Origin of the sequence: Nonomuraea sp. NPDC004580, assembly GCF_040609855.1 — a bacterium.
GTDB lineage: Bacteria > Actinomycetota > Actinomycetes > Streptosporangiales > Streptosporangiaceae > Nonomuraea > Nonomuraea salmonea.
In genome coordinates, this window is sequence record NZ_JBEXLH010000050.1 from 29,665 (window position 1) to 52,093 (window position 22,429).

Annotated in this window: 20 protein-coding genes; 12 read left to right on the plus strand and 8 right to left on the minus strand. The window is 71.1% G+C overall.

Features of this window, described 5'->3' with window-relative positions; all coding sequences use genetic code 11:
- Positions 1-115: 115 nt before the first annotated feature.
- The 4 genes from ABZW11_RS34955 (at position 116) to ABZW11_RS34970 (ending at position 4,195) form a co-directional block, all read left to right on the plus strand.
- On the plus strand, positions 116-1,816 hold the full coding sequence (locus ABZW11_RS34955; RefSeq protein WP_355426766.1) for a serine/threonine-protein kinase: 1,701 nt from the start codon (positions 116-118) through the stop codon (positions 1,814-1,816).
- Positions 1,816-3,285 carry a protein kinase gene (locus ABZW11_RS34960; protein WP_355426769.1) on the plus strand — a complete coding sequence of 490 codons (1,470 nt, stop codon included), beginning with the start codon at positions 1,816-1,818 and terminating at the stop codon, positions 3,283-3,285. Before ABZW11_RS34955 ends, ABZW11_RS34960 begins: the two co-directional genes overlap by 1 nt.
- A 110-nt stretch (positions 3,286-3,395) precedes the next feature.
- A complete protein-coding gene (locus tag ABZW11_RS34965; RefSeq protein WP_355426772.1) occupies positions 3,396-3,791 on the plus strand; it encodes a hypothetical protein in 396 nt (131 codons plus the stop codon).
- A 113-nt stretch (positions 3,792-3,904) separates the two neighbouring features.
- Positions 3,905-4,195, plus strand: a complete 291-nt coding sequence (locus tag ABZW11_RS34970) for a hypothetical protein (RefSeq protein ID WP_355426774.1) — start codon at positions 3,905-3,907, stop codon at positions 4,193-4,195.
- Between the two features lie 1,251 nt (positions 4,196-5,446).
- Here the strand turns inward: ABZW11_RS34970 and ABZW11_RS34975 are convergent.
- Positions 5,447-6,277 carry an alpha/beta fold hydrolase gene (locus ABZW11_RS34975; protein ID WP_355426777.1) on the minus strand — a complete coding sequence of 277 codons (831 nt, stop codon included), beginning with the start codon at positions 6,275-6,277 and terminating at the stop codon, positions 5,447-5,449.
- An 81-nt stretch (positions 6,278-6,358) separates the two neighbouring features.
- On the opposite strand from ABZW11_RS34975, the gene ABZW11_RS34980 reads away from it, so the two are divergent.
- From ABZW11_RS34980 to ABZW11_RS34990, 3 genes are all read left to right on the plus strand, one after another.
- Positions 6,359-7,078 (plus strand): leucine-rich repeat domain-containing protein, encoded by a 720-nt coding sequence (locus ABZW11_RS34980; RefSeq protein ID WP_355426780.1) that lies wholly within the window; start codon positions 6,359-6,361, stop codon positions 7,076-7,078.
- Positions 7,079-7,324: 246 nt separating this feature from the next.
- Positions 7,325-8,641, plus strand: coding sequence for an LLM class flavin-dependent oxidoreductase (locus ABZW11_RS34985; protein WP_355426837.1), 1,317 nt, complete (start codon positions 7,325-7,327; stop codon positions 8,639-8,641).
- Positions 8,642-8,728: 87 nt separating this feature from the next.
- Complete coding sequence (locus ABZW11_RS34990) at positions 8,729-9,541, plus strand: FHA domain-containing protein (protein ID WP_355426782.1); 813 nt, start codon at positions 8,729-8,731, stop codon at positions 9,539-9,541.
- Positions 9,542-9,567: 26 nt separating this feature from the next.
- Here ABZW11_RS34990 and ABZW11_RS34995 read toward each other — a convergent pair whose 3' ends face one another.
- From ABZW11_RS34995 to ABZW11_RS35005, 3 genes are all read right to left on the minus strand, one after another.
- Complete coding sequence (locus ABZW11_RS34995) at positions 9,568-11,178, minus strand: glycoside hydrolase family 31 protein (protein WP_355426785.1); 1,611 nt, start codon at positions 11,176-11,178, stop codon at positions 9,568-9,570.
- A gap of 49 nt (positions 11,179-11,227) precedes the next feature.
- Complete coding sequence (manD, locus tag ABZW11_RS35000; RefSeq protein ID WP_355426788.1) at positions 11,228-12,436, minus strand: D-mannonate dehydratase ManD; 1,209 nt, start codon at positions 12,434-12,436, stop codon at positions 11,228-11,230.
- 84 nt (positions 12,437-12,520) lie between these two features.
- Positions 12,521-13,663: an ROK family transcriptional regulator gene (locus ABZW11_RS35005; protein WP_355426791.1), complete on the minus strand. Its 1,143-nt coding sequence runs from the start codon at positions 13,661-13,663 to the stop codon at positions 12,521-12,523.
- Positions 13,664-13,857: 194 nt separating this feature from the next.
- Between ABZW11_RS35005 and ABZW11_RS35010 the strand changes: the two genes are divergently transcribed.
- The 5 genes from ABZW11_RS35010 (at position 13,858) to ABZW11_RS35030 (ending at position 20,251) form a co-directional block, all read left to right on the plus strand.
- The gene (locus ABZW11_RS35010; RefSeq protein ID WP_355426793.1) at positions 13,858-15,174 is read left to right on the plus strand and encodes a sugar ABC transporter substrate-binding protein; all 1,317 of its coding nucleotides are present in this window, start codon (positions 13,858-13,860) and stop codon (positions 15,172-15,174) included.
- Positions 15,171-16,085 (plus strand): sugar ABC transporter permease, encoded by a 915-nt coding sequence (locus tag ABZW11_RS35015; RefSeq protein ID WP_355426796.1) that lies wholly within the window; start codon positions 15,171-15,173, stop codon positions 16,083-16,085. Before ABZW11_RS35010 ends, ABZW11_RS35015 begins: the two co-directional genes overlap by 4 nt.
- Positions 16,082-16,981: a carbohydrate ABC transporter permease gene (locus ABZW11_RS35020; RefSeq protein WP_355426799.1), complete on the plus strand. Its 900-nt coding sequence runs from the start codon at positions 16,082-16,084 to the stop codon at positions 16,979-16,981. The genes ABZW11_RS35015 and ABZW11_RS35020 overlap by 4 nt, the downstream gene beginning before the upstream one ends.
- 35 nt (positions 16,982-17,016) lie before the next feature.
- Positions 17,017-19,137 (plus strand): alpha-galactosidase, encoded by a 2,121-nt coding sequence (locus ABZW11_RS35025; RefSeq protein ID WP_355426802.1) that lies wholly within the window; start codon positions 17,017-17,019, stop codon positions 19,135-19,137.
- A gap of 367 nt (positions 19,138-19,504) precedes the next feature.
- Entirely contained in the window at positions 19,505-20,251 is a 747-nt protein-coding gene (locus tag ABZW11_RS35030; protein WP_355426805.1) for a class I SAM-dependent methyltransferase, read from the plus strand.
- Between the two features lie 71 nt (positions 20,252-20,322).
- Here ABZW11_RS35030 and ABZW11_RS35035 read toward each other — a convergent pair whose 3' ends face one another.
- The 4 genes from ABZW11_RS35035 to ABZW11_RS35050 form a co-directional block, all read right to left on the minus strand.
- Positions 20,323-20,727 carry a DUF1048 domain-containing protein gene (locus ABZW11_RS35035; RefSeq protein WP_355426808.1) on the minus strand — a complete coding sequence of 135 codons (405 nt, stop codon included), beginning with the start codon at positions 20,725-20,727 and terminating at the stop codon, positions 20,323-20,325.
- Complete coding sequence (locus tag ABZW11_RS35040) at positions 20,724-21,059, minus strand: PadR family transcriptional regulator (protein ID WP_355426811.1); 336 nt, start codon at positions 21,057-21,059, stop codon at positions 20,724-20,726. The genes ABZW11_RS35035 and ABZW11_RS35040 overlap by 4 nt, the downstream gene beginning before the upstream one ends.
- 129 nt (positions 21,060-21,188) lie before the next feature.
- Positions 21,189-21,773, minus strand: a complete 585-nt coding sequence (locus ABZW11_RS35045; protein WP_355426814.1) for a hypothetical protein — start codon at positions 21,771-21,773, stop codon at positions 21,189-21,191.
- Between the two features lie 13 nt (positions 21,774-21,786).
- Complete coding sequence (locus tag ABZW11_RS35050; protein ID WP_355426817.1) at positions 21,787-22,266, minus strand: matrixin family metalloprotease; 480 nt, start codon at positions 22,264-22,266, stop codon at positions 21,787-21,789.
- Positions 22,267-22,429: the final 163 nt, after the last annotated feature.

The following is a 22,429-nucleotide window of genomic DNA, read 5'->3' on the forward strand; positions in this document are numbered from 1 at the left end:
AAGGCGGGGTCTTGGCCAGAGGTGGGGGTGGGGTGGGTTTGGGTGATGTTTCATGTGATGTCGGGCTTGGCCGCTAGGGTGCTGAAGATCCAATGGGTGTTCACACGGGGGAGTCATGCCGCAGGCCGAACCGCTCCGGGAGGGCGATCCGCCCGCCGTGGGCCCGTACCGGCTGCTCGGCCGGTTGGGGTCGGGCGGGCAGGGTGTCGTCTACCTGGGCCAACGACCCGGCTCAGCGCTGGTCGCGATCAAGGTGTTCCGCGACGGGGGTGGCGGGGACCGGTTCGTGAAGGAGGTCGAGGCGGCGCGGCGGGTCGAGCCGTTCTGCATCGCGCAGGTGCTCGACGCCTCCGCCGGTGATCGGCCGTACATCGTCACCGAGTACGTCGAAGGGCCCTCGCTCCAGCAGGCCGGCCGCCACCACGGCGCGGACCTGCAACGGCTCGCGGTCGCCACGGCCACCGCGCTGGCCGCCATCCACCAGGCCGGCATCGTGCACCGCGACTTCAAGCCCGCGAACGTCCTGCTCGGGCCGGGCGGGCCGCGGGTCATCGACTTCGGCATCGCCCGCTCGGCGACGGCCGGACCCTCGGGGACCAGCGGGATCATGGGGACACCCGCGTACATGGCTCCCGAGCAGCTCGCCGGGGCGCCGGTCGGACCGGCGGCGGACGTGTTCGCGTGGGGGTCGGTGATGGTGTTCGCCGCCGCCGGCGGCCCGCCGTTCGGCGAGGACACGCTGCCCGCCGTGATCAACCGCATCCTGCACCACGAGCCCCGGCTCGGCGACCTGACCGAGCCGCTGCGCACGGTCGTCATGCACTGCCTGGCCAAGGACCCCGCACGCCGCCCGACCATGCAGGACGTGCTGCTCCGCCTCCTGGGCAGCGGCCCCCAGCACCCGAGCTTCCACGCGGCGGGCGGGCCGCAGGCGGCGGCGCGCGGTATGGGGCATGGCCGCCCCGGTCCCAGCGAGGCGGGCTACGTTCTCGGCGGTCCTGGTCCCGGTGAGGCGGGCTACGGCGGTCCCGGAACCGGTGACGCGGGCTACGGTTTCGGCGGGCCTGGCCAGGGTGGCTTTTCGCATGGCGGTGCGCGGAGTGGGGCGCCGACCGCTCCCGGCCGGGCCGCCGCCTCCGGTGGGGCGAGCAGGACGTGGCTCGTCGCCGGGGTCGCCAGCGCCGTGACGCTGGTGGTCACGGGCGGCGTCGCCTGGGGTGTCACGAGCATCTGGGGTGACGACCAGCGGAGTCCCACCACGCAAGCCCTCGCCACCACGACGACGAAGACCCCCGCACCCGTGACGACGACCGGTAAGCGATCCAAGCGCACCACCTCCCCGTCCCCCAGCAAGAGCAAGCGGCGGACCACCCCGCCACCGGCGCAGCGGACGACCAGACCGGCGACCCCGGCGACCCCGGCGACGAGACAGCCCACCCGCACCCCCGCGACGCGGACGACGAAAGCCACGACTAAGCCGACCAAACGTGCCTCGTCGGGCGCCGGCACGCTGCGCATCGCCTCGCTGGTCGCCCAGGGCGCGCGCAAGGCCAACACCCAGGACTGCCAGGTCGGCCAGTCCAACACGTTCGCCGTGGTCGAGGGCAGCAAGCTGCACACCCGCTTCGACTACCAGTGGATCCTGGACGGCAAGGTCGTCTCGGGCTCGTCCGCGTACATCTCCGACATCCACACCCAGCACCTCAGCGGCCCGCTGGTCGACGTCGGCTCCCACACGGTCACGCTCCGCCTGACCTCGCCCAGCAGGATCTCCCGGTCGCTGAGCTTCCGCGTCTGCCCCACGGGGACCGAGTGATGGCGCCGCTCAAGCCGGACGACCCGGCGGCCATCGGCCCGTACCGGCTGCTCGGCCGGCTGGGCGAGGGCGGCCAGGGCGTGGTGTACCTGGGGGAGGCGCCCGACGGACAGCGGGTGGCCGTCAAGGTGCTGCTGGACGGGTACGCCGGCGACCACAGGTTCGCCAAGGAAGTCGAGGCGGCGCGGCAGGTGGAGCCGTTCTGCATCGCGCAGGTGCTGGACGCGTCGCTGGGCGGTCGGCCGTACATCGTCACCGAGTACGTCGAAGGGCCCCCGCTCAGCCAGGCCGGCCGGCACACCGGCGCCGACCTGCAACGCCTGGCGGTCGCGACGGCGACGGCGCTGGCCGCGATCCACCGGGCCGGGGTCGTGCACCGCGACTTCAAGCCGGCCAACGTGCTGCTGGGCCGCGACGGGCCGCGGGTGATCGACTTCGGCATCGCCCGCGCCATGGGCCACTCGCTGACCGTGACGAGCAGCATCGTCGGCACGCCGTCGTACATGGCTCCGGAGCAGCTCGCCGGTGAGCCCGTCGGCCCGGCGACGGACGTGTTCGCGTGGGCGGGGGTGATGGTGTTCGCCGCGACGGGCGGCCCGCCGTTCGGCAACGACTCGCTGCCCGCTGTGATCCGCCGCATCCTGCACGACGAGCCGTACCTTGGGGAGGTTCCGCCGCCGCTGCGGCCGATCCTGCTGGCCTGCCTGGCCAAGAACCCGGCGGCCCGGCCGAGCATGCAGGAGGTGCTGCTCTGGCTGCTCGGCTCCCGCCCGGCCCCGCCGATGCCCCCACAGGCGGCATCGCCCTCAGGACCACCCACCGCTGCCCCCAGGAGACGCGGCAACAGGACGGCGGTGTTGATAGGCGCGGGCGCGGTGGTGGTGACCGGCGCCCTGGCGGCGGGCGTGATCACGCTGCTGCCACCGGGGAAGAGCGGCGTGGCGGCGCCACCCGTACAGACGCCCGCCCCTGAACGGGCGGAGGAGCGCGAGCCGCAGGCCACCACGACCGGCCAGCCCAGGACGATCACCTCACCGTCCAAGCGCTCCACCCCGCCCAGGACGAACCGCCCCGCTCCCATGAAGACCACCCAGAAGCCGACGCAGCAGCCCACGACGGCGGCGCCGAAGACCTCCGCGCCGCGCACCACGAAGAAGCCCTCAGGGGGGACGGTCTCGTTGGTGTCGTTGACGCTCGACGGCATGAAGATGGGCGACTGTTACCACCCGAGCACGTTCGCCGTCGCCACGCTGACGGGCCCGAAGGGCAGGCAGATCGAGTACGGCTACCGCTGGGTCGTGGACGGCCAGGACGAGGGCCGGCTGTCGGGCTTCATCACCAACGGCCAGGACGTGCTGCGCCGCAACCCGCTGAGCTCGTTCCCCGCGGGCCGGCACACGGTCGTCTTCAGCCTGCTCACCCACAACAAGCGGACCATGTCGAAGCCGTTCACGATCTGCGAGATCTGAGCGGTCCGGCGGTACGGCTGCGGCGGATCGACGGCCTGCTCGCCCGATCCGGCCGGACCGACGTCGGCGGTTGAATGCCTTTTCGTACGGTCTGGGCTATGGTCGGGCTTATGACGGGACCGTGGGGCACCACGACACCACGAGGCTCCCTCGCGCGGTGCGGCGTGATGGGCCTGCTCCTGCTGTCCCTGCTGGCGGCCGGCCTGATGACCGGCGCCCACAACGGCTGGTACGAACCCGACCAGGTCCCCCGATCGGCCCTGGCCCCCAGCAAGACCAGCGACGAACACGCCGGCGACGACGGCCTGTCGAGCCTGCCACCGCAGGCGACCAGCGTCCGCGAACATCCCGTGCTGACGCTGTGGCCGCCCCTGCGCGGCATGCGGCACGCCGAGGCCGCCCACCTCGCGCTGCCGCCCGCGCCACGTCCCGAAGGGGACCTGACCGGCGACCCCCAGCAGTTCGGGCACCGCACCGCGGGCTCACGCAGCCCACCCCTGATCTGACGCCACCCCTGTCTTCACGATCACCGTCACTCCAGCGTGCCGCTGGAGCAACCCCGTATCCGATGGGGACGCCGTCCTTTCCTTTCGCGTCCAGCGAGGAGCAGATCAGCGTCATGGCCGACGACAGATCAGTCCACACCCACCTGCAGCACTACACTGAGCACCTGGAGCGGCTCGAGGAGCTGCGCGAGCTGCTCGACGACCGGCTCGCCGCCACCGACCCCGTGCTCGACCGGGCCACCGCCGGCCGCATCAGGGCCGCACTCGAACGCATGGACCGCGGGCTCTACGGCATCTGCCGGGGCTGCGGTGTCTTCATCTCCTTCGACCAGCTGCTCCAGGCGCCGGACCGGACGTCCTGCGACGCGTGCTCGCAGCTGCGCGGCCACGAGGAAGCCGCCTAATCACCACCCTGGGCATCGATCAGAGAGCCTGCTTCAGAATGAATGAACTTGGTGGTTCTCTTCTGAGGTGCTCTTTGAGGGTCGTAGTGATATGACCACCACGCGGTGAGCGGTGTTGGTGCCTGCCGCTCATATTGGCCTGGGCCGAGTGTCCAGTTCGTCGACGGAGCCGATGGCAAGTTCAGACTGGTGCTCAATGACGGGATGTGCCCGCGTGGCGGGGGTCGCAGCGTCGCAGTGTACGGAACTGCTGCGCCGTTGGCAGGGAGTAGGACCCTGGGCGCTGGGGTCATTTGCCTGGCCTGTGTCGGTGTTTCCATCGTCGTCGACGCGTACTGGCATGCTGCTGGTGCGCGAAGGCGGTGACGCCAAAAGGAGCCACCGATGGGGCTCGCACGGAACCAGGTGGTCATGGGCTGGGCCGGTCGCGTGATGGTCTGGCCACGGAGACGCGCCTTACCGTGGAACAGGGCGAAAGGGGCTTGCAGCCTTAGGCGGCGCCGGTGGTGTGCGGAAGTTCCTGTTGGGGTGAATGTGCTTGTGCGTCGGCCTGTTCGGTCGTCCGTGATCAGGCATTGTGGCACAAGGGCCTCCATGCCTTCCATCCCCCTCGTGTCTTATACGCCCGATAAGCTTCTTTGATGTTATTGTCAGCATCCAGAAGATTTCCGTCGAACAATCCAACGCGTAACTGGAAAAGACCTTGAGACGGAGTGGTGATCCCGGCGCAAGGATTAAGACTGGACTCGCATATCGCCACTCGGATTGCCTTATTGCCTTGACGGCCGAACTTAGCCTTGATCTTCTTCTTTATCGTGGTCTTGCTTAAGTTGCAGTTCGTCGAGGCGTGATAATGGGAAGAATTTCTGGACGCCGATGCAGGTCCGCTGGGAATGGCAACTAGTCCGACGATAACGAGACTGACGGGCATGAGAGCTTTGATTTTCATCGTCTCTTTCCCCTGCGATGCACGTTTGCGGTTGGTTCCTATGTTGGATGATCGACTACATGGAATAGCCGTGCCCATATGACTGCACGGGGGTGCTATATGCCGCTGGTGTTCGACAGTAAGCCCGTAAGCAATGTGCGGCCAAGCGTCGCTGCGGAGTATGCCGAACGCCTATCGCTGACGTGTATCGCGCTGGGGCTGGCATCTCGAAGAGCTCGCCAACGTCTCAACGAAGCTTGTCGGCGAATGTCAGTGCAAGTCGGAGACGGATCCTTGCCCGCTCGCGTGTCCGCGTCGATCCGTCAGAGGTGACGACCCAGGAAGCCGAGGAGCATGCGGGCCAGGGTGACGCGGTGGTCGGACAGAGCGTGGTCGGTGGGCAGGACATCGTGGTGCAGACGTTTGACGGGATGAGCCTGGTACGCCGCTACGAGCGGATCGTGGTGCACCGCGGAGGGGGTGACGTCGTCGCGGCCGGTGCCGATGAGCAGCACCGGGCGGTCCGCGAGCAGCGGTGCGAGCCGGGCCAGGCGCCACGCGTCCCCGGCCGCCTCCATCTCCGCCACCAGGGCCTCGCCGCTGGTGCCCTGGAGCGGGCCGAGCGAGTCGGCGAACGCCTCCGTGTAGACCCCGCGATGGGAGGGATCGTCGCGGATGAGGGCGGCGACCGTACCGAAGTCGAACCCGGCGATCGAGGCGACGGCGGCGATGGACGGGTCCGCCGCCGCGGTCATCAGCGCGGCGAAACCGCCCAGGCTGTGCCCCACCACCGCGATCCGCCCGGGATCCAGGCGATGGGCGGAGGCGAGATCAGGCTCGCGCATCCTGGACATCACGGTCGCGGCGTCCTCCAGCACGTGGGCCCATGACCAGGACCCGCCGACGCCCCACGAGCCGCGGTAGTGGAACACGAGCGCCGCGTACCCCGCCCGGCGCAGCGCCTGCGCGAGGTCGAAGTTCCGCTCGTTGCCGGGAAAGCCGTGCAGCAGCACCACGACGGGATGCGGCCCGGGCCCGGCGGGCACGTGCAGGACGCCCAGCAGGTCCGTGCCGGCGCTCTCGAAGGTCAGCGCCGGGGTGGTGGCCGGGAAGCCGGGGTCGAGCGGGGGGTCGTCGGCGAGGGGGTCGGTCATCGTTACGCTCCCAAAAAGGCGATTCGGTAGGGCCGGTAGCAGCATGCCCTACCCGGCCCCGATATAGAGGGAGAGGACCGCATGGTGAACACGCTGAACCTATGGCGCCGGCCGCTGGGCGAGGTGCCCGGCGAGGTCTGGGAGCGTACGGACCTGGAGGTGCTGATCCTCGCCGAGACCGGCCTCAAAGCCCTCCCGCCCGAGATCGGCCGCCTCCACAAGCTGGTCACCCTCGACCTGGGCCACAACGAGCTGACCACCGTGCCGGACGAGCTGGGCGGGCTGACCGCCCTGAGCGGCTGCCTCTACCTGCACGACAACCGCCTGCGCGAGCTGCCCGGCACGCTCGGCGGGCTGAGAAGGCTGCGCTACCTCAACGTCGGCGAGAACGAGCTGACCGCCCTGCCGGAGTCGCTCGGCGGCATGGCCTCGCTGGTCGAGCTGCGCGCCCAGCACAACCGGCTGACCACGCTGCCCGCCGGTCTCGGCGAGCTCTCCCGGCTGCGCGAGCTGTGGCTGCGCGGCAACGCGATCGAGCACCTGCCGCCCTCGGTGGCGGGCCTGCGCGAGCTGCGCCACCTCGACCTGCGCGACAACCGGCTCGCCGAGCTGCCGGAGCCGCTCGCCGGCCTGCCGCTGCTGCGCCAGGTGGACCTCAGGAGCAACCGCCTCACCCGGCTGCCCGGCTGGGTCACCCGCATGCCCGCCCTGGAGAAGCTCGACCTGCGCTGGAACCCCTGCGACCCCGACCCGTCCCTGCTGGCGGAGCTGGAGCAGGCCGGCTGCGTCGTCCTGATGTAGCTAATTTCATGTAAAGCTAGTAGGAAATATTGACTTAACGGAAGGGTGATCGTACCTTCGAGACCATGAGCCAGGGCCTCCTTTTGACCCGGCGCCCGCACGTGGACCACGGCCACGTCACCAGCGCGCGGTGTCGCTGATTCACGGATACACCTCGCCCCGTGCCCGCTTCGGGGGTGGGCGCGGGGGAGGCACCGCCCTTCCCTCCCCCGGCTCTCATCTGGAGGAACCAACGTGACGCGAAAAATGCACCTCAACGCCTTCCTCATGGGCGTCGGCCACCACGAGGCGGCCTGGCGCCACCCGCGCAGCGCACCCGCCGGACTCACCGACGTCCGCCACTACCAGGAGCTGGCCAGGATCGCCGAGCGCGGCACGCTCGACTCGGTGTTCCTCGCCGACGGGCTCGCGCTGGCCGGCAAGGTACGCCACAACGCGCTCGGCGGCCTCGAACCGCTGACCCTGCTGACGGCCCTGGCCACCGTCACCGAGCGCATCGGGCTCATCGCCACCGTCTCGACCACGTACAACGAGCCCTTCCACGTGGCGCGCAAGTTCGCCTCGCTCGACCACATCAGCGGCGGCCGGGCCGGCTGGAACGTCGTCACCTCGGCAGGCGAGGCCGAGGCCGCCAACTTCGGCATCGAACGCCCCGCGCACGCCACCCGCTACGCGCGCGCCACCGAGTTCCTCGACGTGGTCACCAAGCTGTGGGACAGCTGGGAGGACGACGCCATCGTGGCCGACCGGGCCGCCGGCGAGTACGCCGACCTCGCCAAGATCCACCCGATCGACCACACCGGCGAGCACTTCTCCGTCGCAGGCCCGCTGAACACCTCGCGCACCCCGCAGGGCCGCCCGCTGCTCGTCCAGGCCGGCTCGTCGGAGGACGGCAAGGAGTTCGCCGCCCGCCACGCCGAGGCCGTCTTCACCGCCCAGCAGACCCTCCAGGACGGTCAGGAGTTCTACGCCGATCTCAAGCGGCGCCTGGCCGCGTACGGGCGGCGGCACGAGGACCTGCTCGTCCTGCCCGGCATCTCGCCGATCATCGGCTCGACGGAGGAGGAGGCGTACGCACTGGAGGAGGAGCTGGAGGAGCTCATCATCCCCGCGTACGGGCTGGCCCAGCTGTCGTACATGACCGGCGTCGAGCTGACCGAGGAGCACCTGGACGGCCCGCTGCCCGCCGTGCCGGTCGAGACGGAGGGCGCGCAGAGCCGCCGCAGGCTCGTCGTCGAGCTGGCCAGGCGCGACGGTCTCACGGTCAGGCAGCTGCTGTCGCGGCTGGCTGGCGGCCGCGGCCACCGCGTCGTCGCCGGCACGCCCGAGCAGATCGCCGACCAGCTCCAGGAGTGGTTCTCCAACGGCGCGGCGGACGGCTTCACCATCATGCCGCCGCTGCTGCCGAGCGGCCTTGAGCTGTTCGTGGACCACGTGGTGCCCGAGCTGCGGGCGCGCGGGCTCTTCCGCCACGCGTACGACAGCCACACCCTCCGCGCCCACTACGGCCTGCCCCGCCCGCCCTCCCGCTACGCCGCCCGCCGTGAGCCGGTCGCGGTCTGACGGTCGATGCGGATCGAGAGCCGCCCGGAGAGTGCTGCGACCTGATCGCCGTTGACGCGGCCACGCGAAGGCGGAAAGGATTGCGACATGGCGCGCACCGAACACCGGCCCCGCAGCAAGGTGCACCTCCTGCCCAAGTCGCCGGCCGACGACGTGGCCGGGCTGCCGCCCGACGTGCGGGGCACCCTCTACGTCAGGGGCAGCGGCGGCGGGATCAGGGTGGCGCCCGACGCCGGGTTCGAGGTGGTGTTCGGGCGCAGCGAGCTGGACGTGCACGTCTGCGTCGGCCCCGACGACCCGTACGTCAGCCGCCGCCACGGATCCATCACCCGCGAGGACGGGCACTGGGTCCTGCGCAACCTCGGCACCCTGCCGATCCGCCTGCCCGGTGGCCGGCTGGTGCTCACCGGGCACCGGGCGCCGCTGACGGCCGCGTACACGCCGCTGTTCATCGTCGCGCCGGAGCAGGAGCACCTGCTCGAAGTACGCATCGTCACGGCGGCCCCCGCGGCGAACGAAACGCGCAGCCGCGAGGAGGCCGACACCCGCGAGCCGAACGGCTGGGCGCTCAGCGACGTCGAGCGGCTGGTCCTGGCCTGCCTGGGCCAGCGCTACCTGCGTCCCGAGCCGTGGCCGCAGCCGCTCACCTGGTCACAGGTCGCCGACGAGCTGAGCCGCCTGCGCCCCGGCGAGCAGTGGACCGCCAAGCGCGCCGCCCACGTCGTCACCCAGACCCGCAAGCGGCTCAGCGCCAAGGTGCCCGGCCTGCTGGAGGAGGAGATCCCGCCGCCGCTCGGCAACGCGCTCAACCACAACCTCATCACCGCACTCCTGACCAGCGCCACGATCGGCCCCGCCGACCTCCGCCTGCTCGACGACCCCGAGGACCCGCACCCGTAGACCTCCATGAGCCCTCGCCCGTGCGCTCACCCGGCAGGCAACCGCTCGAAGCGGGGCAGGCGGGTGAGGTCGCAGGGGGCCGTGACCTGGGCGGGGCCTTCGAGCACCGTGCCGTCGTCGGCGCGCCAGCGGCCCTCCGGCAGGACGACGGTCCGTTCGGTGGCGCCTTGCGCGGTCACCGGTGCCACGATGAGGTCGGGACCCAGGAAGAACTGGTCGGTGACGTCGTCGAGGCCGGCCGCGTGGTACGCCATCGGCCGTACGATCGGCTCGCCCGTGGCGGCGGCGTGGTCCACCAGGCCGAGGATGCGGGGGAGCAGCGAGGCGCGGACGGCGAGCGCGTCGCGGACGGCGGCCAGGTGCACCAAGTCGAGCACGCGGGTGGGCGGCACCGAGAACTGCATGATGGGGCTGAGCGCGGCGATCTGGGCGTACCGGACGAAGAACTCCTGATCGGTCGCCCCCTGCGCGGACACCGACCCGATCTCGCCACCGCCGATCATGTCGGGACAGACGAACGGATGCCCGATCATGCCCTGCGCGAGCATCTCGGGGATCAGCGATCCGATGCCGGAGGGCCCCCACAGCGCAGGCTTGTCCTGCAGCCGCTGGGCGAGCGGCTGCCCGCCCATCCGCCAGCACGCCCGGAACTCGTTGTACGGATACCGCAGCCCCACCCGCGCCCACGCCTCGCACAGGTCGACCGGCTCGGCGGGCTCGGCCGTGCGGTCGCCGGCCCGGTAGTCGCGCACGTCGCCGGCGTCGAACTTGAAGCCGTCGACCCCGGTCTCCTCGATGAGCGCGTCGAGCCGGCCGGTGATCCACGCGACCGCGCCGGGGTGGGTCAGGTCGAGGGTGGCGCTGAACCCGTTCCACCACCGCCGGATCGCGGTCTCGCCGGCAGCGTCGCGCAGCAGCAGCCCCCGCCCTTCGAGCTCGCGGAAGACGGCGGAGTCCGGGCTGACGAACGGCACCACCCACAGCATCACCGAACAGCCCAGCGCGTGCAGCTCGGCCACCATGGCGGCGGGGTCGGGGAAGCGGGCACGATCGAAGCGCCAGGTGCCGTAGTCCTCCGCCCACAGGTCGTCGATCAGCACGACGCCGGGCGGCATCCCGCCGTCCAGCAGGTCCCGGGCGAAGCGCAGCACGCCGTCCTGGGCCGGCGTGTACGGGTGCTCGATCCACGTGTTGTACTGCGGCCCGGAGAACAGCGCGCGGGCGGGGGCCCGCCCGGACGGCGGGAAGAAGCGCCGCGAGGCCGACAGGAACGCCTCGCGCAGCGTTCCGCCCGCGCCGCCGCCCGCTCTGCCGTCCGCGCTGTCCCCCGCCCCGCCGCCTGCCCTGCCGACCCCGATGCCGCGCCCCGACAGCCGCAGAACATCGTCCTCGAAGGAGAACGCGAACGGCCGCTCCGACCACACCACCCGCCCCCGCGTGGACAGCAGCACGGGGGCGCTCTGGTTGGACGGCCCGAGAAGCTCCCTGGGCGCGGCGAGGTCGCGGGCGAACGGCCGCGCGCCGAACGGCATCGACAGCCCGTCGTCCACCGAGCCGCCCCACCACCGCTCACCCGCCTCGACGGCCAGCTCCAGTTCGTCGGACAGCAGTTCGGACTCGGAGGGGTGAAGCGTCATCGAGGACCTCTCGGAGGGAAGCGGGCGGCCGGAAACGGATCAGCGGGAGCTACCAGTTGAACATCGTGCCGTCCTCCAGCCGGCTGACCGGCAGGTACGCCCGCCGGTACGGGAACCGCTCCGCCACGTCGTCCCGGTAGTCCACGCCCAGCCCTGGCGCGTCGCCGGGATGCAGGTAGCCGTCGGCGAAGGTGTAGGCGTGCGGGAACACCTCGTCGGTCTCGGCCGTGTGCCGCATGTACTCCTGGATGCCGAAATTCGGGATCGACAGGTCGAAGTGCAGCGCGGCGGCCATGGTGACGGGCGACAGGTCGGTGGCGCCGTGGCAGCCGGTGCGCACGTGGTGGACGGCCGCGTAGGCCGCCGCGGTGCGCAGGTGGGTGATGCCGCCGCCGTGCACGACGGTCATGCGCAGGTAGTCGATGAGGTTCTCGCGCAGCAGCAGGGTCGCGTCGTGGACGGTGCTGAAGATCTCCCCGACGGCCAGCGGCGTCGTGGTGTGCTGCCGGACGATCCTGAACGCCTCCTGCTGCTCGGCCGGCACCGCGTCCTCCAGCCAGAACAATGCGTACGGCTCCAGCTCCCGCCCCAGCCGGCCGGCCTCGATCGGGGTCAGCCGGTGGTGGGCGTCGTGCAGCAGGTGGACGTCCCTGCCGTACTCCTCGCGCACCCTGGCGAACAGCTCCGGCACGGTGGCCAGGTACTTCTCCGTGCTCCACGCGTCCTCGGCGGGCAGCCCCTCGCCGGCGGGCTCGTAGAACAGCTCGCCCCTGCCCACCCCGTACGTGCCCTTGAGCCCCGGCACCCCGGCCTGCACGCGCACGGCCTTGTAACCCATGTCGAGGTAGCGCCCGACGGCCTCCACCGCCTCGCCGACGCTCTGGCCGTTGGCGTGGCCGTACACCATGACGCCGTTGCGGCTCGCGCCGCCGAGCAGCTCGTAGACCGGCACGTTGAGCGCCTTGCCCTTGATGTCCCACAGCGCCATGTCCACCGCGCCGATCGCGGTCATCGTGACGGGGCCGCGCCGCCAGTAGGCGCCCCGGTAGAGGTACTGCCAGATGTCCTCGATCTGGAACGGGTTGCGGCCGATCAGGCAGGGGGCGACGTGGTCGCGCAGGTAGGAGGCGACGGCCAGCTCGCGGCCGTTGAGCGTGGCGTCGCCGATGCCGTACACGCCTTCGTCGGTGCGGATGCGGATCGTCACGAAGTTGCGTCCCGGGCTGGTGACGAGGACTTCGACGTCGGTGATCTTCAAGCGGACTCCTTCTGGCGCGCACCCGGTCAAGGGGCTGCTTCAAGACGGTAACGGGGGCCCGGAACCGGCCGCGCGGGACCCCCGTCAATCACTGCCGGTGATGAAGCTCTGGATGGCGACGACCGCGCCGCCGCGCGCCCACTCGCGGAAGTCGTCCGACTCGATCACCACCTCGACCGAGCCGGGCAGGCCGCGCCGGTGCTCGGTGAGCGCCGCGTCGAGGTCGTCCTTGGCGACGCGGGCCAGCTCGACGCCCTCGCCCGCCAGGATCACGGTCTTGACCAGGGAGATCGTCGCGACGACGCCGATGAGCCTGCCGAGTGCGCGGCCTGAGTCGCGGACGAGCGCGCGGCACGCACGCTCGCCCGCGGCGGCCAGCCGCATGACCTCGTCGTAGCCGGCCTCCCGCCGCAGCGCCAGCGCCGCGGCCATCTCGATCGACCGGCTCGACAGGTACGCCGCCGCGCACCCGCGATGCCCCTCGGGGCAGGGCGGCCCTCCGGGGTCGAGCACCAGGTGGCCGAACATGCCGAGGTCCGCCTCCGCCGCCGGCATCAGGTGGTCGTGGGTGATGAGCGCGTACCCGATGCCGGCGCCGATCGTCACCAGCGCGAAGTCGCGCAGCCCCCGCCCCGGGCCGAACCAGTGGTGCTGGTGCGCGAGCGCCGCCACGTCGTTGGTCACCACGCACGGCACGCTCAGCGCCCGCTCCATGAGCGGCCGCAGCTCCACCTGCCGCCAGCCCAGGAAGGGCGCGTCCACCAGCTGCTCGCCGCCGAGGTGGGTGGCGGCGCGGGCGTTGCCGCCGAGCGTCACGCCGGCGCCGACGGGCGCGCCCGCGCCGTCGGACAGCTCGTCGAGCAGCCGCCTGGCCTGCCGGCACACGGCGTCGGGGTCGTGGTCGGCGATCGGCTCGTCCCGGGCGGCGAGGACCTCGGCGCGCAGGTCGGTGACCACCGCGTGCACGCGGTCGGCGGTGAGCTTGAGCCCGAGGAAGCGGTGCTCGGCGGCGGCGACGTCGAGCGGGCGGGTCGGGCGGCCGTTCACCGGGTCGTGCACCACCTCGCGCTCGACGAGGAGACCGGCGTCGACCAGCGGCTTGGTGAGCCTGGTCAGGCTGCCGGTGGACAGGTGCAGGGTCTTGGCCAGCGCGGTCCTGGACTGCGGGCCGTGGATGATCAGCTCCTTGACGATGGAGCGCGCGGCGTCGGGCAACGAGTCCCACATGCCGCCCCATCTTCGGGGCCGGACGGCCATCACGCCAGCCTCCCTTTCATTGCTTTTGTAGCAAAGCTAACACCCGTCCAGGCTCACTCGTGTCCCGGTGACTTTGTGCAGAAGTAGTGACATGCGCCTCACTTGTTCTCTAAGTTGGCTTTCCTGCAAAGCCAAGTTGGCGCTTTGCCTGGAAGGAGACGCGGATGCGTATCAGAGGGGTCTCCCGTTCGGTGGCCGCACTCGGCCTGGCCGTCATGCTGGCCGCCTGCTCGTCCGGCACCGGAGAGAGCGGCGGCACCGCCACGCAGGCGGCCGAGACGGGGCCGGTCACGCTGCAGTTCTGGTGCTGGGGCGCCGGGAAGAAGGAGAAGGTCGCGGCGTTCAACAAGGCCCACCCGGACATCCAGGTGCGGCACACCGACGCCGGCGGCGGCATGGACACGGCCACCAAACTCCTCACGGCCAGCCGGGCCGGCAACGCGCCCGACGCCGCCTGCCTGGAGTACCAGACGCTGCCCGCCATGATCGTGGCCGGGGCGCTGGCCGACATCTCCGCGCACACCGGCGCCATCAAGGACGCCTTCACGCCCGAGGTGTGGTCGCTGACCAGCTTCGACGGCGCCGTCTACGGCGTGCCGCAGGACATCGGCCCGATGGTCATGGTCTACAACAAGAAGCGCTTCGACGAGCTGAAGATCGAGCCGCCGAAGACCTGGAAGGACTTCGCCACCGTCGCCGCCGAGGTACGCAAGAAGGACAAGGACGCCTACCTCGCCACCTTCGCTCCTGCCGAGTTCGGCAACTTCGCCGGGCTCGCCCAGCAGGCCGGCTCGTCGTGGTGGAAGATCGACGGCGACACCTGGACGGTCGGCATCGCCGACGGACCCTCCACCCAGGTCGCCGCCTTCTGGCAGGACCTCATCGACAAGGACCTCGTCAAGGCCCAGCCGCTGCTCACCCCCGAGTGGAACAACCAGCTCAACAAGGGCAACATCCTGAGCTGGCCGAGCGCCCTGTGGGCCCCCGGCGTGCTGTACGGCGTCGCGGAGAAGCAGGCGGGCGACTGGGCGATCGCGCCGCTGCCGCAGTGGACCGAGGGCGACGACCGGGTGGCCTTCCAGGGCGGCAGCGCCATCGCCGTCAGCAAGAACTCCAAGCACCAGCAGGCCGCCGCCACGTTCGCCGCCTGGATGAACACCGACAAGACCGCGTACGACATCCAGATCACCGCAGGCGAGTACCCCGCGGCCATCGCGGGCCAGCAGGCGACCGCGCAGAGCGACCCGCCCGCGCTGGTCGCCGGGCAGAAGGACTACTGGGAGGTCGCGACCAAGGCCGCCCAGCGCACGATCCCGCACATCAGCTGGGGGCCGAACGTCAAGACCGCCGAGAGCGCCTTCCAGGACGCCGTGGCGGCCGCCGTCCGTGACAAGACGCTGCTGGTGGACGCGCTGAAGAAGACCCAGCAGGTGGTGGTGGACGACATGAGGTCCACGGGCTTCAAGGTCGCCGGCCCGTGAGCGCCCCGGCACGGGCCAGGAGGAGCACGCGGGCGCCGTACGTGTTCGTCGCGCCCGCCGTGCTGCTGTTCGTGGCGTTCCTGGCGATCCCCATCGGCTACGCGCTCTACCTCAGCCTGCGCGGGCTGCGGCTGACCGGCGGCGGCATCTTCGGCACCCGCCAGGAGGTCTTCGTCGGCCTCGAGAACTACGGCACCACGCTGACCGACCCGGAGTTCTGGTCCGGGTTCGGGCGGCTCGCGCTCTACGGGCTGATCAGCGTGCCGCTGACGCTGGGGCTGGCGCTGCTGTTCGCGCTGCTGCTCGACCACGCGGGCTCGCGGGCCCGCCGTTTCTCGCGTACGGCGATCTTCCTGCCGTACGCGATCCCCGGCGTGACCGCGTCGCTGCTGTGGGGCTTCATGTACCTGCCCTCGACCAGCCCGTTCAGCTACCTGACCGAGAGGCTCGGGCTGGGCGAGATCCCGTTCCTCGGCGCGGGCGGCATCTTCCCCTCGCTGGCCAACATCGCCATCTGGGGCGGCGTCGGCTTCAACATGATCATCATTTTCACGTCGCTGCGCGGCATCCCCGCCGAGCTGTCCGACGCCGCCCGCATCGACGGCGCGTCGGAGTGGCGCATCGCCTGGCACGTGAAAATCCCGCTGGTGGCGCCCGCGCTCGTGCTCACCGGCCTGTTCTCGCTCATCGGCACCCTCCAGGTGTACGGGGAGCCGACCACGCTCAAACCGATGACCACCGAGATCTCGCAAGGCTGGGTGCCGCTCATGCACATCTACACCAGCGCTTTCGTCCGCGACGACCTGCCGCTCGCCTCGGCCGCCTCGGTCATCCTGGCCGTCGGCACGCTCGCCGTCTCCGTCGTGCTGCTGAAGGTCACCCAGAAGCGCGCCTTCGGAGGCATGTCGTGAGCGCCGTCGCCACCCGCGCGTCAGCGGAACGGCGCGCGGCGAAGGCGGCGGGCGGGCCGCTGCCGCACCAGCGCGCGAAGATCCTGCCCACGATCGTGCTGCTCGTCGGCGCCTTCTACTGCCTGGTGCCGGTCGCCTGGGTGGTCGTGGCCGCCACGAAGTCCAGCGGTGAGCTGTTCTCCACCTTCACCTTCGCCCCCGGCACGGGCCTGTTTGACAACCTGCGCGACCTGTTCACCTACGGCGACGGCCGCTTCGTCACCTGGGCGGGCAACAGCGCCCTGTACGCCGGCGTCGGCTCGGCCGCCTCGACGCTGATCTCCACGCTCGCCGGCTACGGCATGGCCAAGTACGACTTCCGCGGCCGGAGCGTGCTCTTCTACGCCATCCTCGGCGGCGTGCTGGTGCCCGGCATGACGCTGGCCATCCCGCAGTATCTGCTCATGGCGCAGACCGGGCTGGTCGGCAGCTACTGGTCGGTGCTGCTGCCCGGCCTCATCTCGCCGTTCAGCATCTACCTGGCCCGCGTGTACGCCATCGCGTCGGTGCCGGACGCGACCCTGGAGGCCGCCAGGATCGACGGGGCCGGTGAATATCGCATCCTCGGCACGATCGGGCTGCCCATGATGGTGCCCGGCATGGTGACGATCTTCATGCTGCACTTCGTCAGCACGTGGAACAACTTCCTGCTGCCGTACATCATGCTCTCCGACGAGTCGAAGTTCCCGATCACCGTCGGCCTCTACACCCTGCTCGCCCAGGGCTCGTCCGAGCCCGCCCTGTACGGCATCGCCATCGTCGGCGCCGCCGTCTCCGTCATCCCGCTCATCGCGCTGCTGCTCTTCCTGCAGCGCTTCTGGCGGCTCGACCTGCTCAGCGGCGGGCTCAAGGGCTGACGGCGCCACACCATCCTCAAACGGAAAGCAACCGCATGCATCTCCACCATCTCCGAGCCGCCGGCGTGTCGGTGGTGCTCGAATGCCCGCCCGACGCGCTGCCGGCGATTCTGTACTGGGGGCCCGACCTGGGGCCGCTCGGCGCGGGCGCCCTGGAGCACCTGGCCGCCGAGCTGCGGCCACGCTCCGACCAGACCGTCGAGGTGCCGATCCGCACCGCGATCGTGCCGGAGGCGCGTACCGGATGGATGGGGACGCCCGGCCTGTCCGGCCACCACGACGGGGGCGGCGGCTGGTCGCCCGCCTTCACCGACGTGACGTGCGAGCAGCACGGGCAGCGCGTCGTCGCCGCCGCCACGGACCCGTACGCCAGGCTCGGCCTCACCGTCACCGTCGAGCTGGACCCGTCGGGGCTGCTGCGCGCCCGCGCCGAGCTGCGCAACGGGCACGACCTGCCCTACACGCTCGACGCGCTCAACCTCGTCTTCCCCGTCCACGGCAACGCCGTCGAGCTGCTCGACCAGGCGGGCCGGTGGTCCAAGGAACGCGTGCCGCAGCGCCGCCCGCTCACCGTGGGCACCCACCTGCGGGAGAACCGGCGCGGCCGTACCGGCGCCGACGCCGCGACCGTGCTGTTCGCGGCCACCGCCGGGCTCGGGTTCCGGCGCGGCGAGGCGTGGGGCGTGCACGTCGGCCACAGCGGCAACCACCGCCACTACGCCGAGCGCACCGCCACCGGCCGCACCATGCTCGGCGGCGGCGAGCTGCTGCTGCCCGGCGAGGTCGTGCTGGCGGCGGGGGAGGCGTACCGCACGCCGTGGGTGTACGCCACCTACGGGCGCGGCCTGGACGAGGCCGCCCACCGCTTCCACGAGCATCTGCGCGCCCGCCCCGCCCACCCCGTACGCCCCCGCCCCGTGGTGCTCAACACGTGGGAGGCCGTCTACTTCGACCACGACCTCGACCGGCTGCTCGACCTCGCCGACCGGGCCGCGCGGGTCGGCGTCGAGCGGTTCGTGCTGGACGACGGCTGGTTCCTCGGCCGCCGCCACGACGGCGCCGGGCTCGGCGACTGGTACGTGGACCCCGCCGTCTGGCCCGACGGGCTGCACCCGCTGGCCGAGCGGGTCAGGAAGCTCGGCATGGAGTTCGGCCTGTGGGTCGAGCCCGAGATGGTCAACCCCGACTCCGAGCTGGCCCGCGCGCACCCGGAGTGGATCCTGAAGGCCGGCGACCGGCTGCCCCCGCCGGCCCGCCGCCAGCAGGTGCTCGACCTCACCGACGAGGCCGCTTACGCGTACGTCAAGGAACGGCTGCTGGCCATCGTCGGCGAGTACGACCTCGACTTCCTCAAATGGGACCACAACCGCGACCTCGTGGACCCCGGCTCCACCGCCCACGGCGGCCGGCCCGCCGTGCACGCCCAGACCGAGGCCGTCTACCGGCTGCTCGACGAGCTGCGCGCCGCTCATCCCCGGCTGGAGATCGAGGCGTGCTCGTCCGGCGGCGCCCGCGTGGACCTCGGCATTCTGCAGCACACCGACCGCGTCTGGGCCAGCGACTGCATCGACCCCGCCGAGCGGCAGGACATCCTGCGCTGGACCGCCCAGCTCCTGCCGCCCGAGCTGATCGGCAGCCACATCGGCGCCGAGCGCTCCCACACCACCGGCCGCCGCCACGAACTGGGCTTCCGCGCCGCCACCGCGTTCTTCGGCCACTACGGCATCGAATGGGACCTCACCTCCCTGACCGACGCCGAGCTCGACGACCTGGCCGGCTGGGTCGCGCTGCACAAGCGCCACCGCGAGCTGCTGCACACCGGCACGATGGTCCGCGTGGACGACACGCCCGAGGGCGTGCGCGCCCACGGCGTCGTCGCGCCCGACGCCTCGGAGGCCGTCTACGAGATCGCCGTGCTCGGCCGCCCCGCCACCTGGCCGCCCGGCCCCGTCCGGCTGCCCGGGCTCGACCCGGAGACCGTCTACCGCGTCCGCCCGCTCACCCCGGTCGCCTCCAGGGGAGCCGCGCCCGCCTGGGTGTCCGGCGAGCTGGAGCTGCCCGGCTCCGCCCTGGCCGCCGCGGGCATCGCCGCGCCGCCCCTGTTCCCTGAGCAGTCGGCGCTGCTGCACGTCGAGGCCGTGACGGCGACCGCCTGACGGCCCGTGTAGCGGGATTGTGGTGCCGATGTGGCGGCGGTTCCTAGGCTGGCGCACGCCATCCAGGACCCCGGGAAAGGACACCTCGACGACCCCACGCTGACGGCGTTTCCCCCATCCCCCGAGGGCGACGCCACCTCCTGTGCTCTCTCTCCAGGCGCGGCCGGCCGCCCCCACCCCCCTCCACGGCCGGCCGCGCCGGCCTCTTCCCCGGCGACCTGCCGTTCGACCGGCCAGGCGGTGCCGGACTCGCCCTGGCCGGGGCCGTCGCGCCGGACAAGGCGCGGGCGCTCCGCAGCGGCGCCCGCGCTCCCCCCTTCCCCGCTTCCTCCTTCCCGTACGCCGCCCGGGATGCTGGGATGGGGACATGTCCCAAGCGCAGCTGTACGAGACCATCGGAGCCGGCTACACCGTCACCCGGCGCACGGAGCCGCGCATCGCGGCCCAGATCGAGGCGGCGCTCGGCGACGCCAGGACCGTGCTGAACGTCGGCGCGGGCACCGGCTCCTACGAACCGGCCGGCCGCCACGTCCTCGCGGTCGAGCCGTCGGCGCTCATGCGCTCCCAGCGCGCCCCCGGCGCGGCCCCCTGCCTCATCGGCACCGCCGAGCACCTGCCCTTCGACGACGGCTCCTTCGACGCCGCGATGTCGGTGTCGTCCCTGCACCACTGGCCCGACCCCATCGCCGGGCTGCGCGAGCTGCGCAGGGTGGCGCGGCGCGTGGTGGTGTTCACCCACGACACCAGCCGCGCCGGGTGGCTCGACCGGTTCTGGCTCACCCGCGACTACCTGCCCGAGGTGGCCGATCTGCTGACCGGCCGCCCCTCGCTGCCCGAGCTCGCCGAGGCCATCGGCGCCAGGGTGGAGCCGGTGCCCGTCCCGTGGGACTGCGCCGACGGCTTCTTCGAGGCGTTCTGGCGGCGGCCCGAGGCCTACCTGGACGAGCGGGTGCGCCGCGGCGTGTCCGTCTGGGTCAAGGTCGGGCCGGACGCCGAGCGGCGGGCCGTGCACGACCTGCGCGCCGACCTCGGCTCGGGCCGCTGGGCCGAGCGCAACCGCGACCTCCTCGGCCTCGACGCGGCCGACCTCGGCCTGCGCCTGCTCATCGCCTGACCGGCTCAGCGGCCGGCGGCCTGGGCGACGACGTCGAATCGCTGATGGCCGGCCCTTGCTGAGCTGTCCTGTCAGCTCCCTTCTGCGTCGGGCCTGTCGTCCGCGACGCGATCGATGGAGGTGGCCAGCCGCGTGCGCTCGCGGCCCAGCCACTGGCCCTCGGGGTAGTTGCGCAGGAACGTCTCGGCGAACTCGACCGGGTCGTCCCCGACGATCTCCCGCACCGACGTCCCGCTCACCGCGCTCTGCTCGAAGAGGTCGGCGAGGTCCTCCAGCATCGTCAGCAGGCTCTCGCCGGTGCCGGGGCCGAAGTAGATCATGTAGCGCTGCAGCGCCTCGACGGCCGTGCGGTGGCTCTCGGGCAGCCGCTCGACGCGCGCCTTGTAGTCGCGGTAGCGCTTCTTGTGCTCGAGCGGGCCGGTGACGATTTCGACGTAGCGTCGCAGGCCCTTTCTGGGCTCGCCTTCGGCGGTCATGATGGGTGGCCTCCTTCGCGGAGCTGTTCGAGACGTTCGGCGAGGAAGCTCCAGGTCCTCCAGAACTCGTCCAGGTGGTCGCGTCCCCGCGCGTTGAGGGAGTAGACCTTACGTGGCGGGCCCTTCTCCGACGGCACCTTCTCCACGTCCACGAGGCCGCGCTGCTCGATCCTGACCAGCAGCGCGTAGACGGTGCCCTCGGCGATGTCGGAGAAGCCCTGCTCGCGCAGCCACGCGGTGATCTCGTAACCGTATGCGGGACGGCCGGACAGGATCGCGAGCACGATGCCCTCGAGCGTGCCCTTCAGCATCTCCGTCGCCTGCCTGCTCATGGACGCCTTTCAGCTACCTAGCATTGTTAGGTACTGGTGCATGGTAGCGCTGAATACCGATGGCGGCGCAAGTCCCGGCACGACGAAAACGGGCCCGTCCTCAAGGACGGGCCCGTCGGCAGCGGTGGATCAGGAGAGCTTCTCCAGGTCGCTGCGGGTCAGCTTGATGGTGTTCTCGGGCAGCGGCGCCGGGTTCTTCGCCGCGTCCAGCGGATACTTCGCCTGGACGGGGTTGAGCAGCGCGGCGGGGGAGTCGGGGTAGGTCTCCAGGAACAGCACGTAGCCGGTGTCAGGCTGCAGCGCGGTCGTGCTCTCCTCCTTGTACGTCACCCCGTCGAGGACGCCGCCGAGCTCCTTGACCTCGATGGACTGCCCCACCTTGGCCTCGCCCTTGTGGACCTGCAGCACCTGGGCGGTGTAGACGGTGATGACGGTCGCCGGAACCTCGGGCTCGTCGCCGCTCAGCTCGGCGGGGGCGCCGGCCTCCGGGTTGAGCCGCGGATCCGTCGTGGTCGGGTCGGGTGCGGCAACCTCCTGGAGGTAGCGCGGCTCCCCGACGATGCGTGCCTCGACCACCAGGTTCGCCCGGTCGAAGAGCGCGTCGGCGCTTTCGTACTGGGGGTAGTCGGCACGGTAGAGCACGGCCTCCTCGTGCATGGAGCACGCGGACACGAACAGCGCAGTCAGGATGAGCGCGCCGAGACGCCGGAGCATATGGCGGCCTCCTTTAGTAATAGGCGTTGACGTCGGAGACATCATGTGCCTGTGGCTTGGTCATCGTGTTGCGGTTGCGGCCATGGTTCATGATGGACGTCGTGGAGTTGTGCGCCAGGTTGAGCGCGTGCCCCAGTTCGTGGACGAAGACGCTGGTGACGAAGTTCGCCCAATTCGACGCGTCCCTGTTGATGGTCCTCGAATTGAGCTTGACGTACATGCACATGCCGCCGCAGCGCGTGTAGTAGCCGTACCACGTGTTGCTGTACGACTTCACCGTCAGGGTCGATCCCGAATTGCTGCTCTTGTAGAAGTTGGCCGGGCTCGACGTGGCGTTCCAGTTGCTCAGAGCCCTGTTCAGCGGCGTCTGCCAGGTGCTGTTGTAGCTGTACGGATAAATGTGGATGCTGGCGATGTCCTGGCCGGTGCCGTTCCAGTGCGCGAGTGCCGGAGTGGCGCTCGCGGCCATTGCCAGAACGAGGGCGGCCGCCACCGCGGTGCCCCGTCGTGCGATACGTCCTAACGCTCCCGAAGGCATGTTGAATGGTCACCCCTTGGGTGTCGGAGGAGCTGCGCCTGATTTCCGGTGATGTGACTGAAAAGGATTTCCACGGGCCCGTGAATACGTGCGGAAAAGAACTGACCGAGGCGCGTTG